Source organism: Streptomyces sp. CB01580 (genome assembly GCF_001905795.1).
Classification (GTDB): domain Bacteria; phylum Actinomycetota; class Actinomycetes; order Streptomycetales; family Streptomycetaceae; genus Streptomyces.
In genome coordinates, this window is record NZ_LIXJ01000005.1 from 39992 (window position 1) to 55864 (window position 15873).

Annotated in this window: 12 protein-coding genes; 10 read left to right on the forward strand and 2 right to left on the reverse strand. The window is 70.4% G+C overall.

Annotated elements, in window-relative coordinates; translation table 11 throughout:
- The 10 genes from AMK22_RS10380 to AMK22_RS10425 all read left to right on the forward strand — a co-directional run bounded on the left by AMK22_RS10380 (window position 1) and on the right by AMK22_RS10425 (window position 10612).
- Entirely contained in the window at window positions 1-690 is a 690-nt protein-coding gene (locus AMK22_RS10380; protein ID WP_079186043.1) for an HD domain-containing protein, read from the forward strand.
- A 148-nt stretch (window positions 691-838) separates the two neighbouring features.
- The gene (locus AMK22_RS10385) at window positions 839-1624 is read left to right on the forward strand and encodes an IclR family transcriptional regulator (protein WP_073783682.1); all 786 of its coding nucleotides are present in this window, start codon (window positions 839-841) and stop codon (window positions 1622-1624) included.
- Between the two features lie 111 nt (window positions 1625-1735).
- Window positions 1736-2995 carry a cytochrome P450 gene (locus AMK22_RS10390; protein ID WP_073783684.1) on the forward strand — a complete coding sequence of 420 codons (1260 nt, stop codon included), beginning with the start codon at window positions 1736-1738 and terminating at the stop codon, window positions 2993-2995.
- 3 nt (window positions 2996-2998) lie between these two features.
- A complete protein-coding gene (locus tag AMK22_RS10395; protein WP_073783686.1) occupies window positions 2999-4207 on the forward strand; it encodes a PEP/pyruvate-binding domain-containing protein in 1209 nt (402 codons plus the stop codon).
- Window positions 4208-4231: 24 nt separating this feature from the next.
- Complete coding sequence (locus tag AMK22_RS10400; RefSeq protein WP_199883181.1) at window positions 4232-6052, forward strand: PEP-utilizing enzyme; 1821 nt, start codon at window positions 4232-4234, stop codon at window positions 6050-6052.
- Between the two features lie 5 nt (window positions 6053-6057).
- Window positions 6058-6822 (forward strand): SDR family NAD(P)-dependent oxidoreductase, encoded by a 765-nt coding sequence (locus AMK22_RS10405; RefSeq protein WP_073783688.1) that lies wholly within the window; start codon window positions 6058-6060, stop codon window positions 6820-6822.
- A 24-nt stretch (window positions 6823-6846) separates the two neighbouring features.
- Entirely contained in the window at window positions 6847-7167 is a 321-nt protein-coding gene (locus AMK22_RS10410) for a 2Fe-2S iron-sulfur cluster-binding protein (protein WP_073783690.1), read from the forward strand.
- Window positions 7168-7173: 6 nt separating this feature from the next.
- A complete protein-coding gene (locus tag AMK22_RS10415; RefSeq protein WP_073783691.1) occupies window positions 7174-8442 on the forward strand; it encodes an NAD(P)/FAD-dependent oxidoreductase in 1269 nt (422 codons plus the stop codon).
- Window positions 8443-8456: 14 nt separating this feature from the next.
- The gene (locus AMK22_RS10420; RefSeq protein ID WP_073783693.1) at window positions 8457-9128 is read left to right on the forward strand and encodes an HD domain-containing protein; all 672 of its coding nucleotides are present in this window, start codon (window positions 8457-8459) and stop codon (window positions 9126-9128) included.
- A complete protein-coding gene (locus AMK22_RS10425) occupies window positions 9125-10612 on the forward strand; it encodes an aldehyde dehydrogenase family protein (RefSeq protein WP_073783695.1) in 1488 nt (495 codons plus the stop codon). The genes AMK22_RS10420 and AMK22_RS10425 overlap by 4 nt, the downstream gene beginning before the upstream one ends.
- Window positions 10613-10798: 186 nt before the next feature.
- Here AMK22_RS10425 and AMK22_RS10430 read toward each other — a convergent pair whose 3' ends face one another.
- Both AMK22_RS10430 and AMK22_RS10435 read right to left on the reverse strand, forming a co-directional pair.
- Window positions 10799-14188: a S8 family peptidase gene (locus AMK22_RS10430; protein WP_073783697.1), complete on the reverse strand. Its 3390-nt coding sequence runs from the start codon at window positions 14186-14188 to the stop codon at window positions 10799-10801.
- Between the two features lie 549 nt (window positions 14189-14737).
- Window positions 14738-15763, reverse strand: coding sequence for a helix-turn-helix transcriptional regulator (locus AMK22_RS10435; RefSeq protein WP_073784028.1), 1026 nt, complete (start codon window positions 15761-15763; stop codon window positions 14738-14740).
- Window positions 15764-15873 lie beyond the last annotated feature (110 nt).

Below are 15873 nucleotides of genomic sequence, written 5' to 3' on the forward strand. Positions count from 1 at the left end.
ATGGCTCTGCCCCGCCTGCACCCGATCACCAACCAGCTCGGCAAGGACGTCACGGGCCATCTGCCCGATGCCGCCGGCGTCCCCGGCACGGCCGGCTGGCGGGCGGAGGACGACGCCGTGTGGCGGCTGGCCGTCGATCACCTGCACGTACGCGGCAACGACGGTCACACCGCCTACTCCTACGGCCTCGCCCGCGCCCTGTGCGACCTGCACCCCGAGGCGGACCGCGACGTCGTGCTGCCCGCGATCATCCTCCATGACACCGGCTGGTCGCGGGTGCCGGAGGAGGAGGTGCTGGAGGCGATCCGGCCCGGGGGCGGGCGCCCCGATCTGGTCCTGCGGCACGAGAAGGAGGGTGCCGCCATCGCCGCGGACATCCTCGCCCGTCTCGGCCACGACCCGGTCCGGACCACGGAGATCGTCGAGATCGTCGACGGTCACGACTCACGCCCCGCCGCCCTGTCGCTCAACGACTCGCTGGTCAAGGACGCCGACAAGCTGTGGCGGCTCACACCACACGGCGTCGACACGATCATGGACTGGTTCGGGCTCACCCGGGAACAGGCGCTGGTGCTGATCGGCAGCCGGGTCCACGACCACCTGTTCACCGACACGGCCCGCGCCATGGCCCGCGCCCTGGCCGCCGTCGCGGGGATCGACAGCGCTCCCCAGCGGGTCGCGCTGGGCTGACGGTGCGGGGCCGACGGCCGCGCGCACGACCGCGCTGGGCCGAGGGCCGCGGACCGACCGCGCGAGGTGGGCTCGCGGAGGCATATGCCGTCGCACGCGACAATGTCATCACCGTGGCGTCATCGCTGCGACCGAGAAGGAGGGTGCCATGCGCGGTGACGGCCGTACCGTGACCACCAAGGTGTTCGCGCTGCTCGGCGCCTTCGAGAGCGGCCAGCACGCACTGTCGCTCAGCGAGCTGGCCCAGTACGCCGATGTGCCGCTGCCCACCGCCCATCGGCTCGTCGGGGAACTCGTCGAGTGGGGCGCCCTCGAACGGGACGACCGCGGCCGCTACATCGTCGGCCTGCGCCTGTGGGGGGTCGCCCAGAACGCCGGCCGTCACCTGCGCGACACCGCCCGTCCCCACCTGCAGGATCTGTTCTCGCTCACCCACGAGACCGCGCACCTCGCCATCCGCGACGGGGACGAGGCGCTCTACATCGACCGGATCTACGGATCGACCCGGGTTCCGCGGGCCTCGCGCGTCGGCGGCCGGCTGCCGCTGCACGCCACGGCGGTCGGCAAGGTGCTGCTGGCGTACGAGGAGGAGTGGGTGCGCGAGGCGTATCTCGCGCACCGCCTGGAGGCCCCGACCCGGCACACGCACGTCAACCCGGGTCGGCTCATGGCCGAGCTGCGCAAGGTGCGCGACGAGGGCTACGCCACCACCCAGGAAGAGGTCCGCGAGGGCTCCTGCTCGATCGCGGTACCGGTCCGCCTGGAGCCGCACCCTGCCGCGATCGGCCTGGTGATGCTGTCGAACCAGGGCGCCGTCATGACCCGCCACCTGCCGACCCTGCGGGGCGTCGCGCAGCGCATCGAGGCCGCCGCGGCGCGACCGCAGCCTGCCCCCGTCCTGCGGCCTCGCCGCGCCACCCGGCATCCCCGCTGATCCGGGGCGCAGCTGCTTCCGTCCAACGGAAGCTGCGTCTGGACGGCCTCTGTGGCCGAAGACACCATGAAGCGGTCGTCACACGACCCGACACACATCTCAGGAGGCGTAATGGCGTCGACTCACAGCCCGGCCGGGACTGCACCGGCGTGTCCGGTCCACCACGGCTACGAACCATTCGAACAAGACGACCCGTTCCCGTCGTACGCGGCCCTGCGGGCGCAGCAACCGGTGATGTTCGACGAGCGGGTCGGCTACTGGGTCGTGAGCCGTTACGACGACATCAAGGCCGTCTTCGAGGACTGGGAGACCTTCTCCTCCGAGAACGCCCAGGCCCCGGTGCGCGAACGGGGACCGCAGGCCCGGCAGATCATGGAGGACGGCGGCTTCACCGCCTACTCCGGCCTCTCCGCCCGGGTCCCCCCGGAGCACACCCGGATCCGCAAGGTGGCCGCGAAGGCGTTCACGCCGCGCCGGTTCAAGGTCCTCGAACCCCGGATCCGCGCCAACGTGGTGCGACTGCTCGAGACGATGCTGGCCCGGCCGGAGCGCCGCGGCGACCTGCTCCGGGACCTCGCCTACGACGTCCCCACGATCACCATCCTCACCCTGATCGGCGCGGACGTCGGCATGATCGACACCTTCAAGCGCTGGTCGGACTCGCGCGCGGCGATGACCTGGGGCGACCTCACCGACGAGGAACAGGTGCCGCACGCCCGCAACCTGGTCGAGTACTGGGCCGAGTGCCGGCGCCTGGTCGCCGAGGCGCACGAAACCGCACCGGACAGCCTGGTCGGCGACATGGTCCGGATGCAGGCCGAGGGCGACCCGATCAGCGATCACGAGATCGCCTCGGTCTGCTATTCGCTGCTCTTCGCCGGCCATGAGACGACTACCACCCTGATCTCCAACGCGCTGCGTGTGCTGCTCTCCCACCCCGAGCAGTGGCGGGCCGTGGTCGACGACCCGGCGCGTATCCCGGCCGCCGTCGACGAGGTGCTGCGCTACAGCCCGTCCATCGTCGGCTGGCGCCGAAGGGCGCTGCGCGACACCGAGATCGGCGGCGTGGCAATCCCGAAGGGCGCCGAAATCCTGCTGCTCATGGGCTCCGCCAACCGCGACGCGTCCCGGTTCAAGGACGGCGAGTCCTTCGACATCGGCCGTCCCAACGCCCGCGAGCACCTGTCGTTCGGCTACGGGATCCACTACTGCCTGGGCAACATGCTCGCCAAGCTGCAGGCGAAGATCGCGCTGGAGGAGGTCGCGCGCCTCGCACCGGCTCTGCGCCTCGCCGACAGCGCGGAGATCCGCTTCGGCCGCAACCTCTCCTTCCGCGCTCCTGCCGCGGTTCCCGTCATCTGGGAGGACTGACCCGTGAGTGACTTCATCGTCTTTTTCGACAGCAGGCACGAGCCCTCGCTCGAACTGCTCGGCGGCAAGTGCGCCTCACTGGTCTCGATGACCTCGGCGGGGATGCCGGTGCCGCCCGGCTTCGCGGTGACCACCACCGCCTTCGACCGCTTCATCGACGGCAGCGGGCTGCGCGACGAGATCCGCGCCCGCCTCGCCGAAATCGACCCCGACGACGTCGAGTGCGTCGACCGGATCTCGGCGCGGATCCGGGACGCGATCGAGTCGCGCGAAGTGCCCGAGGACATGCACGGCGTCCTGGGCGAGGCCTACGAGCAGCTGATGTCACGGTTCGACGCCGGGGTGCCGGTCGCGGTCCGCTCGTCCGCCACCGCCGAGGACCTGCCCGACGCCAGCTTCGCCGGCCAGCAGGACACGTACCTGTGGCTCACCGGCTACGAGGAGGTCAGCGAGCACGTCCGACGTTGCTGGGCCTCGCTCTACACCAGCCGCGCCATCACCTACCGTCTACGCAAGGGCATTCCCGAGGACGACCTGTCGATGGCGGTCGCGGTGCAGAAGATGGTGAACGCCCGCACCGCCGGTGTCGCGATGACCCTGGACCCCTCGAACGGCGACCGCTCCAAGATCGTCGTGGACGCCTCCTGGGGAGTTGGCGAGATGGTCGTCTCGGGACTGGTAACCCCTGACAACATCCTGCTCGACAAGATCATGCTCACCGTGGTCCGCGAGCACATCGGCGACAAGCACGCCGAGCTGGTGCCGGACCCGCGGCCCGGCCGACTGGTCGAGCGGGAGGTCGAGCCGGAGCGCCGCGCGGTCCGCTGCCTGTCCGACGCCGAGCTGCGCGCGGTCGCGGTCATGGCCAAGCGGGCCGAGAAGCACTACGGCACCCCGCAGGACATCGAGTGGGCCATCGACGCCGATCTGCCCGACGGGGAGAACCTGCTGCTGCTGCAGTCCCGTCCGGAGACGGTCTACTCCAGTCGCCCGACCACCGCGCCCTCGGCCGCCCCAACGTCGATCCCGGCGATCTCGCTCCCCGCGGCCGCGACCGTTGCGACACCGACCGCCACGGCGCCGGCCCTCGCACCGACGCCCGCCGCGGCAGCGACGCCGACGACGTCGCTGCCCACCGACCCGACCTCCACGATCACGCACACACCCGGCTTCTCCATGGCCGGGATCACCTCCTCCCTCATCGGCCGCTGAGCCGCTCCCGCAAAGGATCCGAGCGTGACCATCGAACAGACCATGAAGTCCTTCCCGAAGCCATCCGAGATAGAGGTGCCCGAGGGAGCCGAGGGCTGGGAGCAGCTCTACCCCTACAACCTCGTCTTCGACAACGCGCCGGGCGGTGACGACAAGTTCTGGTTCTGCGACAGCCAGCACTGGCCCACCGTGTTCAAGCCGTTCGAGACCATCGGTGGCGAGTTCGCGGTCAAGTGCCTCGGGCAGTACAACACCAGGCACCTGCTCATCCCGCCGGCCAACGGCATCGAGTTCAAGATCCACCTGGGTTACCTCTACATGAGCCCCGTGGCCGTGCCGCCGGAGGAGATCCCGGCCCGGGTACCGGAATTCGAACGCCGCGCCGGCCACTACTTCCAGAACTGGGACAGCCTGCTGGAGGCCTGGCACGCCAAGGTCCGCGCCACCATCGACGAGATGGAGGAGCTGCGCTTCGAGGCGCTGCCCGCGATGGTGCCGTTCGACGACATCGTCTCCGGCAAGGCGATGGACGGCTCCCAGACACTGATGGAGAACTACGACCGCCTGATCGCGCTGCTCTACCGCAACTGGCAGTACCACTTCGAGTTCCTGAACCTCGGATACCTCGCCTACCTCGACTTCTTCGGCTTCTGCAAGGAAGCCTTCCCGGGCATCCCCGACCAGGCCATCGCCAAGATGGTGCAGGGCGTCGACATGGAACTGTTCCGGCCCGACGACGAGCTCAAGCAGCTCGCGGTCATGGCCGTCCAGTCGGGGCTTCAGCCGGCCTTCGAGAACCCCGACGACGTCGAGGGCACCCTGCGGGCGGTCCGCGAGGCGGGCGGCGAGGAGTGGGCCGAGGCCTACCGGGCGGCCCAGGACCCGTGGTTCAACTTCACCGTCGGCAACGGCTTCTACGGCCACGACAAGTACTGGCTGGAGCACCAGGAGATACCACTCGGCTACATCAAGGACTACATCCGCCGCATCGACGAGGGCCAGGAGATCATGCGCCCGGTCGAGCAGCTGGCCGCCGAGAAGGAACGGATCGTCGAGGAGTACCGCGACGCGCTCCAGGGCGAGCTGCGCGAGCAGTTCGACGCCAAGCGCGAGCTCGCGGCCACCGCCTACCCGTACGTGGAGAACCACAACTTCTACATCGAACACTGGACGATGGGCGTGTTCTGGCGCAAGGTGCGCGAGCTGGCCCGGGTCTTCGTCGGGGCCGGTTTCTGGGCCGACCCCGCCGACATGCTCTACCTCAACCGCAACGAGGTCCGCGACGCGATCTTCGACCTGGTCACCGGCTGGGCGGTCGGTGCCGAGTCGACCGGCCCGCACTACTGGCCGGCCGAGATCGAGCGGCGTCGCCGGATCATCGACGCGCTGTCCACCCGGCGCCCGCAGCCCGCGCTCAACACGCCGCCGGCGCAGATCACCGAGCCGTTCACGATGATGCTCTATGGCATCACCACCGAGCAGGTCCAGCAGTGGCTGGACGGCGACAAGGGCGCTGAAGACGGGGCGATCACCGGCATGGCCGCGTCCCCGGGCGTGGTCGAGGGCATCGCCCGCGTGATCACCTCCGCCGACGAGCTGGGCGAGGTCCAGGAGGGCGAGATCCTCGTCGCCACGATCACCGCGCCGTCCTGGGGACCGATCTTCGGCAGGATCAGGGCGACCGTCACCGACATCGGCGGCATGATGAGCCACGCGGCGATCGTCTGCCGCGAATACGGCCTGCCCGCCGTGACGGGCACCGGTTCGGCGTCCGCCACGATCCGCACCGGACAGCGCCTGCGCGTCGACGGCAACGCCGGACGCGTCGAGATCCTGGAGAGCTGATCACCATGACGCTCCCCACACACCAGCCGCCCGCCCGCACCGTCCTGGTGACCGGTGCGGCGGGCGGTCTGGGCCGCGCCTTCGCCCTCGGCTTCGCCGGCCGCGGCTACCGGGTCGCGGCCTGCGACCTCGACCCGGACGGGGCCGAGGAGACCGCGCGCCTGGTCGAGGCCCAAGGCGCCGACGCCTGGCACGGCCGGGTCGATGTCACCGACCCGGCGAGCACCGTGGCGGCCGCCGCCCGGGTCGCGGAGTTCGGCGGCGGCGCAATCGACGTCCTGGTCAACAACGCCGCCGTCTACGGCACCGTCACCCGGTCCCCGCTGGAGCGGATCGACCCGGCGGAGTGGGACCTGGTGATGGCGGTCAACCTCAAGGGCCCCTGGCTGATGACCCGGGCGGTGAGCCCGCACCTGCCCGACGGCGGACGGGTCGTCAACCTCTCCTCGGCCACGGTCTACAGCGGTTCGGAGAACTGGGCACACTACGTCGCCTCCAAGGGCGGCGTGATCGCCCTGACCCGGGTGATGGCCAAGGAGCTCGGGCGGCGCTCGATCACCGTCAACGCGATCGCGCCGGGCTTCACCCTCACCGAGGCCAGCCGCGGTCTGATCGCGGACGCCGAGTCCTACGGCGTCGACCGCGGCGCGCTGCGGCGGGCCAGCCGGCCCGAGGACGTCGTCGGCGCCGCGCTCTACCTCGCCGGTCCCGACAGCGCCTTCGTCACCGGGCAGACCCTGGTCGTCGACGGCGGCCGCCAGTTCATCTGACCCCGACCACCAGGAGAAAAAGCCATGCCGAAGGTCACCTACACCGACCCCACCGGGGACTGCCGCACCATGGACGCCAACGTCGGCGACTCGGTCATGGAGACCGCCGTCCGCAACGGCGTTCCCGGCATCGTCGCGGAGTGCGGCGGCTCACTGTCGTGCGCGACCTGCCACGTCTACGTCGAAGAGGCCGATCTCGCCTCGCTGCCACCGATGGGTGAGATGGAGGACGAGATGCTCTGGGGCACCGCGGAGGACCGGCGCCCGAACTCCCGCCTGTCCTGCCAGCTCAAGGTGGCCGACGGCATGGACCTGCGGGTGACCACCCCCGCCACCCAGGTGTGAGGGGTCATGACCGACGGACTGCTCATCATCGGCTCCTCGCAGGCCGGCGTCTCCCTGGCGACGTCACTGCGCGCGCTCGGCCACGAGGAACCGATCAAGCTGCTCGGTGACGAGAACCATCGCCCCTACCAGCGACCCCCCCTGTCCAAGGAGTGGCTGCAGGGCGAGATCACCAATGAGTCGCTCATGTTCCGCACCCAGGAATACTGGGCCGAGCACCGCATCGACGTGGTGAAGAACGAGCGGATCATCCGGATCGACAAGCGCGACAACGGCTCGGGCACGGCCCACTCCATGTCCGGAGCCCGGTTCGCCTTCGACCGCCTCGCCCTCGCCGTCGGCGCGCGGCCGCGCAGGCTGCTGCTCGACGGCGTGGACCTGCCCGGCGTGCTCTACCTGCGCAACGCCGACGACGCCCTGGAACTGAAAGCCCGGGTGCCGGACGTGCGCGACGTGGTCGTGATCGGCGGCGGCTTCATCGGCATCGAGGCCGCCGCGTCGCTGAACAAGATGGGACGCACCGTCACCTTGCTGGAGGCGGCACCGCGGCTGGTCGCGCGCGCCGTCGGCGAGGAGACCTCGGCGTATCTGCTCGGCCACCATCGCGCCGCCGGTATCGACATCGTGCTGGGCGCCACCGTCCGCCGGATCGTTCCGCGCGGCGACCGGGTCGGCGGTGTGGAGCTCGCGGACGGCCGCGTCGTGCCCGCCGACCTGGTGCTGGTCGGCGTCGGTGTGATCCCCAACACCGAACTTGCCGAGTCGATCGGCCTGGTCTGCGACAACGGGGTGCGCGTCGACGCCTCCGCGCGCGCCTCTGACGGCGTCACCGTGGCGGTCGGCGACTGCGCGAACCTGCCCAATCCGGTGCCCGGCGCACCCGAGGGCGACCGCGTCCGGTTCGAGAGCGTCAACAACGCAGTCGAACAGGCCAAGGTGGCGGCGTACGCGGTCACCGGCCGCCAGGAGGAATACGCCGGCATTCCGTGGTTCTGGTCCAACCAGGGTGAGCTCAAGCTCCAGATCGCCGGGCTGTCCACCGGCCACGACCGCACCCTGGTCCGCGCCGACGCCGAGCGCGGCAGGCACAGCGTGCTGTACTACCGCGGCGACCGCGTCGTCGCCGCGGACTGCGTCAACCACCCGATGGACTTCATGGCGGTCCGCAACGCCCTCACCAAGGGCCTGTCCATCCCGTTCGGGGCCGCCACCGATCCGTCCGTGCCACTCAAATCCGTGACCGTCCAGCCGACCGCTCCGGTCGATGCCGACTGAGGAGAGGCTCCCCCATGCCCACCAACTTGCCCGCCGCGCACCCGATCCCCGGGTCGGGGCCGGTCGACATCTCACCGATCTCGCTGACTCCGGCTCCCGGCGAGGACCTCGACCCCATCTGGAAGGCAGTCGTTCCGGAGACCCGCACCCGTGGCAACGACATCCATCTGCCGATCTCCCTCGCCTACGCCGAGCGGCTGTGCGATGCCTTCCCCGAGGCCGACCGGCTGCTGGTGCGGGTGGCCATACAACTCCACGACACCGGCTGGGGCAGGGTCGACGAGGACCGCATCCTCTCCGAGGGTTTCTCGGGCGAATGGCGCAAGGCGGAGATCCGCTTCGAGCACGAGCGGCAGGGCTGCGCCATCGCCCGCGAGGTGCTGCCCCCGCTGGGCTACGACGAGGAGTTCGTGCGCCAGGTCTGCGACATCATCGACGGCCACGACACCCGGCAGGAGGCCTACTCGCTGGAGGACGCCCTGGTCCGCGACGCCGACCGGCTGTGGAGGTTCGACCACGCCGGAATCGCGCTGGCGTCCGGCTGGTTCCGCATGGACCCCGCCGTCTACAGCGACCGGCTGGAGGCGGAGATCATCCCCGAGCTGCTCACCGCCCCGGCCATCGCCATGGCCACGGCCGAACTGGAGCGCTCCCGCGCCCTGTTGAAGACGGAGGTGATCAGGTGAACGTCACCGGCACCCCGCCGTCCCCGGCCCGGCCCGTGCCGCGGTGGACCCATACCGACGACTACTACGTCGACGGCGCCTGGGTCCGCTCGACCGCCGCAGCCCGCCTGCCGCAGATCGACCCGGCCACGGGCCGCGAGTGGGGCACCGTCCCCGACTGTTCCGCCGAGGACGTCGACGCCGCCCTCGCCGCTGCCGACCGGGCCTTCCGCACGGGGCCGTGGGCCCGCACCACGCCGTCGGAGCGGGCAGCACTGCTGTGCCGGATCGCCGACGAGGTCGAGGCCCGTGCCGCCGGGACGGCCGTGACGAACACACTCGAGAACGGCTCGCCGATCGGCGAGACCCGGGGCGCCGCGGCGAACGCCGCCGGCATCCTGCGGCACGTCGCCGGGCTGGCGTCCTGGCTGGAGGACGAGGATGTCAGGCCGTTCCCGGCGGGAGGCGCCGAGTCCGTCGTGCGCAAGGATCCCGTGGGCCCGTGCGTGCTGATCGCACCGTGGAACTTCCCGATCAACCTGATGGTGGTCAAGCTGGCGCCCGCCCTGCTCGCCGGTTGCACGGTGGTCATGAAGCCCGCGCCCGGCACGTCGCTCTCGATCCGGTTCGTCGTCGAGGCCTGCGCCGCGGCCGGAGTCCCGGCCGGGGTGGTCAACCTCGTCACCGGCGGCGGCGAGGTCGGCGACCGACTGGTCCGCCACCCGCTGACCGCCAAGGTCGCCTTCACCGGATCGACCCCGGTCGGGCGCCGGATCGCGGCCGCCTGCGGGGAACTGCTCCGCCCGGTCACCCTCGAACTCGGCGGCAAGTCCTCGGCGATCGTCCTGGAGGACGCCGACCTGGAGCGGGTGGCCCCGGCACTGATCCGCACCTGCCTGCGCAACACCGGGCAGACCTGCTACATCTCCACCCGCATCCTGGCCCCCTCGTCCCGCTACGACGAGGTGGTCGACATGGTCACGCGCGTGGTCGCGAGCGCACCGCAGGGCGACCCGTTCGACGAGGACACCGTGTTCGGGCCGATGGCGTCGCAGGCGCAGTACGACGTCGTGCGCGACCATCTCGACTCCGCGCACGCGGAGGGGGCCCGCGCCACCACCGGCGGGCACCCCGCGGACACGGACCAGGGGTGGTTCATCGAGCCGACGGTGTTCGCCGATGTCACACCCGACATGCGGGTCGCCCGTGAGGAGGTCTTCGGGCCCGTGGTGAGCATCCTGCGCTACGACGACCTCGACGAGGCCGTCGCCCTCGCCAACGACACGCGCTTCGGACTCGGTGGTGTCGTCTTCTCCGCCGATCCCGCGGCCGCACAGGCAGTCGCGGAGCGCATGGACACCGGATCCGTCGGTGTGAACTTCTTCGCCTCCAACCACAACGCGCCCTTCGGCGGACGACACGACTCCGGGCTGGGGGTGGAGTACGGCATCGAAGGGCTGGCGCAGTACGTCACCTTCAAGTCGATCCACCGTCGTCTCGGCTGAAGCCGCCCTCGGTTCCGGTGACGCAGCTTCTGGACGGTCGAGGCGACGGCTCGCCGGAACTCGCACAAGACGGCGGCCTGCCCGGCCGACCGCCTCGGCGAGGCCCTCACGGGCCCGCCACCGGTGAGGACGACCACGTGGCCGGGTGGGCCCTTGTGCTGGGGCCCACCCGGCCGAACCGCGTGGTTACCGAACGTCGTAGGCGCGGGTGACGGTCTGGGTGACCGCGTTGCCGTTGGCGTCGGTGAAGGTGGCCTTCGTCATGACCTGCTTGCCGGAGGCGCCGGTGTGGTCGAGGACGGCTGTCCACTTGCCGTCCTGCTGCTCGGTCGGCGCCTGGGTCCAGGTGGCGCCGCCGTCGTAGGAGTACGACAGCGTGGCCGCCTTGATCTTGCCCGGGGTGTATCCGGCGTGGCCCTCGACCGACAGACCGACCTTGATGCCGCTCTGCGCGGGCAGGGTGTTCATGCCGTCCACCGGCAGGTCGTACGCCGGGTGGAGGATCGGCAGGCCGCGGGAGTAGACGTCCGGCTCCCGGTGCGAGCGGAAGCTCCAGGTGGTGTCGGCAGCGGTGGAACGCAGCCAGTTGCGGTCCCCGGTGTAGATCTTCTCCAGGTGCTGGGTGAGCTCGTACGCGGAGTCCTCGTCCGGCACCTCGAACACGCCGTACGGGTAGGCGAGCCGGCCGATCTCTTCGCCGTTGCGCTTCAGCGACATCTTGCCGATGTCACCGAACGACCCACCGTAGGTCCAGTGGTCGCCGGAGCCGTCGACCCAGAGGGCGTTCTGGATGCCGAACAGGTTGCCCTGCCGCTCGGCGGCCAGCATCAGGTTGCCGTCGGCATCGCGCGCCGCGCCCGGCCGCAGGGGGCCGCCGTACCACTCCTCGGTGCTCCGCTGTCCGGCCTTGTAGGTACGGTCCTGGTCGCCCATGAACGCGGCGAACGGGAAGCTGGTCATCGCCCCGTGGTACCAGGCGTCGTCGCCGGTCGTGTAGTAGGCGGTGCGGGTACCGGGCACGTGGACCGTCTGGTAGAGGCTCACGGGGATCAGAGTGTCGCTGCTCCCGGAGGGACGGATGAACAGCGCGTCGATGTAGTCGGCCTCCTTGCCCAGGGCATGCCACGTCTCGGTGACCTGGGCCAGCCGGGAATCATTCGGTTGGTAGGCCTGGTCGGAGTGCAGTGGCCCCTCGGTCGGGAACGACAGGTTGTAGACATAGGACGAGCCGTCCTCGGAACCGGTCGCGCGCCAGGTGGGCCGGAACTCGAAGGTGCCCTTCCGAGCGCGCCTGTCGACGTCTGCGTAGAACTTCTGCACGGCGCCGCCGGCCGTGAGTGTTCCGCTGAGCTGCCAGGTGTCGTCCCACGTGCGGGCGTAGGTGAACGTGGTGCCCTGCAGCTTCGAGGGGCGGTCGGTGTGCAGGCTCAGCCGGTGGGCCTTGCGGGCGTCGAGGACGACGGTGGTGTCCTTGGTGATCCGCATCTGCGGGTGGGCGAGGTAGCTGACCGATTCGGGCGCGCTGTTCGCGTCGGGCGTCGTCACGAAGCTGCTGATGGCGTAGTCGCCCGGGCGCACACGGTAGGTCTGATCAGCCGCGCCGTTGTTGGTGCGGCGCTCGCCCTCGTCGGAGTCGAGGCTGGCGACGTCCAGGGAGGAGGGACCGGTCGCGGCCTTGCCGTTGCGGTCGATGACCTTGACCCGGAGGGTGACCGTCTCCGGCTGGACGTAGAGCGTGACGGGCACGGAGACGTGCACATCGCCGCCGGTGGCCAGGATCCGGCCGGTCACCGCACCGTACTGTCCGTCCTTCAGACGGGCGGTGGGGTCGATCCGCAGCGGCACCTGGACGGTGGCCCCCGCGGGGACCGTCACCTTGTTCTCCTCCAGCTTGACGACGCCGGAGGTGACGTCGCTGCCGTCGTTGCCGTGCACCCCGCTGACCCTCAGGTTCAGGGTGAGGTCGCTGCTGCTGGTGTTGGTGAAGGGCACCTTCACAGTGGTGCGGTCCGACGGGTCCTGCGGCCAGTTGTAGCTGCCGGCCTGGACAGCCGGCGCGGAGAGCGCCTTCTGGTTCACCGCGCCGAACACGTCAAGCACCCCACCGCCGGTCTCGTCCGCACCTGCCACCTTGCCGCCGGTGCGGGCGGAGGAGACCAGGGCAGCCTTGATCTGCTGCGCGGTCCAGTCCGGGTGCGCCTGGCGGACGACGGCCGCGGCGCCCGCGACATGCGGGGTGGCCATGGAGGTGCCGGACATCGTCCGGTAGGCGTAGACGCCGCGGCCGCCCGCGCCGGCCGCCGAGATGTCGACGCCAGGGGCGGCGATCTCGGGCTTGAGGGTGTGGGTGACGGCCACCGGGCCGCGGCTGGAGAACCGCGCCGTGGTGTCATCGCGGTCGACGGCGCCGACGGTGAGCACGTCGGGCACGCAGCCGGGCGAGGAGACGGTCTCGGTGCCCGGGCCGGAGTTGCCGGCGGCGACGACGAACAGGGTGTGGCTGTTCTGCGCGAGCTGCTTGGTGGCCTGGGCCATCGGGTCGGTGCAGTCGCCGATCCTGGGGTTGCCCAGGCTCATGGAGACCACGTCGGCCTGCTGGTCGACGGCCCACTGCATACCCGCGATGATCCAGGAGTCCTGGCCGTAGCCCGCGTCGTTGAGGACCTTGCCGACGAGCAGGGAGGTGCCGGGGGCGACGCCCTTCTTGCGGCCGTCACTGGCCGCTCCGGAGCCGCCGACCGTGGAGGCGGTGTGGGTGCCGTGGCCCACCCGGTCGTCGGTGGTCTTGGAGTCGGTGAAGTTCTTGGACGCGGCGACCTGGCTCGCCAGGTCCGGGTGCTCGGCGTCCGCGCCTGTGTCCAGCACGGCGACCTTGGTGCCCTTGCCGTCGTAGCCGGCCGCCCAGGCCTCCGGCGCGTGCACCTGCGCGGTGGACCGGTCCAGCGCAGCCTCGACTCTGCCGTCCAGCCACAGCTTCTTCAGCGTGGAGGCAGAACGCGAGCGGGTGTTGGTGATGTCCTGCCAGAACGTGGCAGCAGTGTCCTTGTCGGCCTTCAGTGCGACACCGCCCACAGCCGGGAGGCTCAGGCCTCGCTCGGCCCCGCGAGGGGCCGGCGGCGCGCCGACGACGACGTTCACGCCGTTCCGGTAGGTGGCGATGAGGGGCAGCGTGTCGGTACGCGTGTCGTCGTATCCCTGACGGATGAGCCCGGTGACATTGAACAGTTGCTTGTCGACCTTGCCCTCGGAGATCGCCTGCAAGGCGTCCTCCGGGTAGACGTAGAGGTCCTGACCCATCTGAAAGGTCTGCACGATCGGCTGTTCGCCGTCCTCGCGGGGCAGCACGGCCGCCGAGCTGCGTCCCGACGTGTCCGTGGTCACCAGAACCTTGTCGCCGGTGACGAGCGTGACGGTCGCCTGCTTTCCGCCCGCTGCCGTGGCCCCACTGCCGACGATGGGGCGTTTCCCCGAGCTGCCGTCAGGTGGCGTGTCCGCTGCGCCTGAAGGCGCGACTCCGGTGACTGCCAGGACAGCGGCGGTCGCCGCGCCCAGGGCTATACGCGTTATGGAGCGCATGAGTCTCCCTACTTGATTCCGTGAACATGCCATGCTGCGGCTGCATCCTGGCAGACATGCGGATCACTCAGGGATGCCGTGCTGTGACGGATTTCCCACGTGACGGGTCTCCGCCACTCGGCCACCTCGGTCGGTTCCTCGGCTCGGTGGCGCCTCGGAGCCGACGGACGAGGTGTGCGCCGCCGGGCCGACGATGGCTCGGAGGATCTCGTCGAAGGAGCACGCGGCGCACTTCCCACACCTTGGCCAGTACCGTTCCCCGGCCGCCGTGGAAGCTCCCCGACATGCCAACTTTCATGGATGCGGGGCGAGTTCAGACCACCGGCGACGTACCCGGCGGCTCAGGAACCGGCTGCGCGCCGAACCGCACGTCGGCCATGGCCGTCAGGGGGCAAGGGTGCGGGCAGTGGACTCCGGACCACGGGGTCGTCTGCGGTAAAGGGAAGAAATATTGGGGAGTTGACGGATCGTTCGCGCAGGGTTCCCCGCCGACGGACGGGGAACCGCCGACGGACGGGGAACACCTCGGCCTTCGGGCCGAGGAAAAGGTCAGAGCCAGCCCGCACGTGCGGCGTGCCACCCGAGCTGCAGGCGCGACTCCACTCCGGCGAGATCCATCAGACGGCGCATCCGTCGCTCCACCGTCCGTATGGAGAGCCCGAGCTGGGAGGCCGCGCGCCGGTCGGAAATCCCCGCCAGCAGCAGGGCGAGAACCTCCCGTTCCTCCTCGGTCGGCTGCTGATCGGCTGCCGGCTCCTCGCGCAAACCCGTGGTCGTGGTGTAGATCGGCCGGGCTTGGGCCCATTCCTTCTCGAAGAGATGGACCAGGGCCGTCAGCAGACCGCTGCGGTGCACCACGATGGCGCTCGGCTCGCCGTCGGAGTCCGCCATGTCCACCAGCGGCACCATGGCACGCTCCCGGTCCGATACGAGCATCTTCAGCGGCAGCGAGTCGACCAGCCGAAGCTCAACGCCTGTGGTGATGGCCGCCCGCACGTCCCGCACCACGTCGTGACCGTCCAGATAGTCCTTGTCGGCCACCACCCGGAAGTCGACCCCGCGGTCCAGCGCGGAACTCTCCGAGACGTCGGCTTCCTCGCGCGGCACCGCGATGGGCGCGCCCACCAGGAAGGCGAGCAGTTCCCGCTGGGCGCCGCACTGCAGTTGATGGAATCGATGGGCGACCTGTTCCACACCGACGACCACTTCCATGACACCGCCCGCTGTCTGGGCGTTGGTGGTGCGGTACTGCTCGGTCAGCATCGAGAACGCGCTCTCGGCCTGGTACAGCGCGTTGCGCTGCGCGACAAGGAGCGGGGCCAGGGCCACCGAGGGCGGTGTGAGCCGGTAGCGGGCGGGCCGGAGATCGACCTCGCAACCGTCGGAGTCGGCCGCTGCGGACTCGGTGGCGACCGCCGCCAGGCCGCGCGCCGTCAGATCGAGCAGGATGCGTGCGGTCTCGGCCTCGTCGAAACCGCTCTGCCGGGCGAGTTCCTGCGCAGAGGCCGCCGGGCAGGCCAGCAGCGTCGTGTAGATGACCTCTTCGGCAGGTCCCAGTCCCAGTGCCTGTAGCATCCGGTCCTCCTCGGGCAGCCCCATCGTGTCCGGTCCTGACGCACCTCTCCTGGCCGAAAGGGTACTTCTCGGCCGCATCCTATCCCGCTGTCTGCATGTCGCCGTAGGCT

Excerpts from the sequence above, each read along its gene's own strand:
- AMK22_RS10420 (WP_073783693.1), top strand. The coding sequence starts at position 8,457 with ATGCCCACCAACTTGCCCGCCGCGCACCCGATCCCCGGGTCGGGGCCG.
- AMK22_RS10435 (WP_073784028.1), bottom strand. The coding sequence starts at position 15,763 with ATGCTACAGGCACTGGGACTGGGACCTGCCGAAGAGGTCATCTACACG.
- AMK22_RS10380 (WP_079186043.1), top strand. The coding sequence starts at position 1 with ATGGCTCTGCCCCGCCTGCACCCGATCACCAACCAGCTCGGCAAGGAC.
- AMK22_RS10390 (WP_073783684.1), top strand. The coding sequence starts at position 1,736 with ATGGCGTCGACTCACAGCCCGGCCGGGACTGCACCGGCGTGTCCGGTC.
- AMK22_RS10385 (WP_073783682.1), top strand. The coding sequence starts at position 839 with ATGCGCGGTGACGGCCGTACCGTGACCACCAAGGTGTTCGCGCTGCTC.
- AMK22_RS10405 (WP_073783688.1), top strand. The coding sequence starts at position 6,058 with ATGACGCTCCCCACACACCAGCCGCCCGCCCGCACCGTCCTGGTGACC.
- AMK22_RS10415 (WP_073783691.1), top strand. The coding sequence starts at position 7,174 with ATGACCGACGGACTGCTCATCATCGGCTCCTCGCAGGCCGGCGTCTCC.
- AMK22_RS10430 (WP_073783697.1), bottom strand. The coding sequence starts at position 14,188 with ATGCGCTCCATAACGCGTATAGCCCTGGGCGCGGCGACCGCCGCTGTC.
- AMK22_RS10410 (WP_073783690.1), top strand. The coding sequence starts at position 6,847 with ATGCCGAAGGTCACCTACACCGACCCCACCGGGGACTGCCGCACCATG.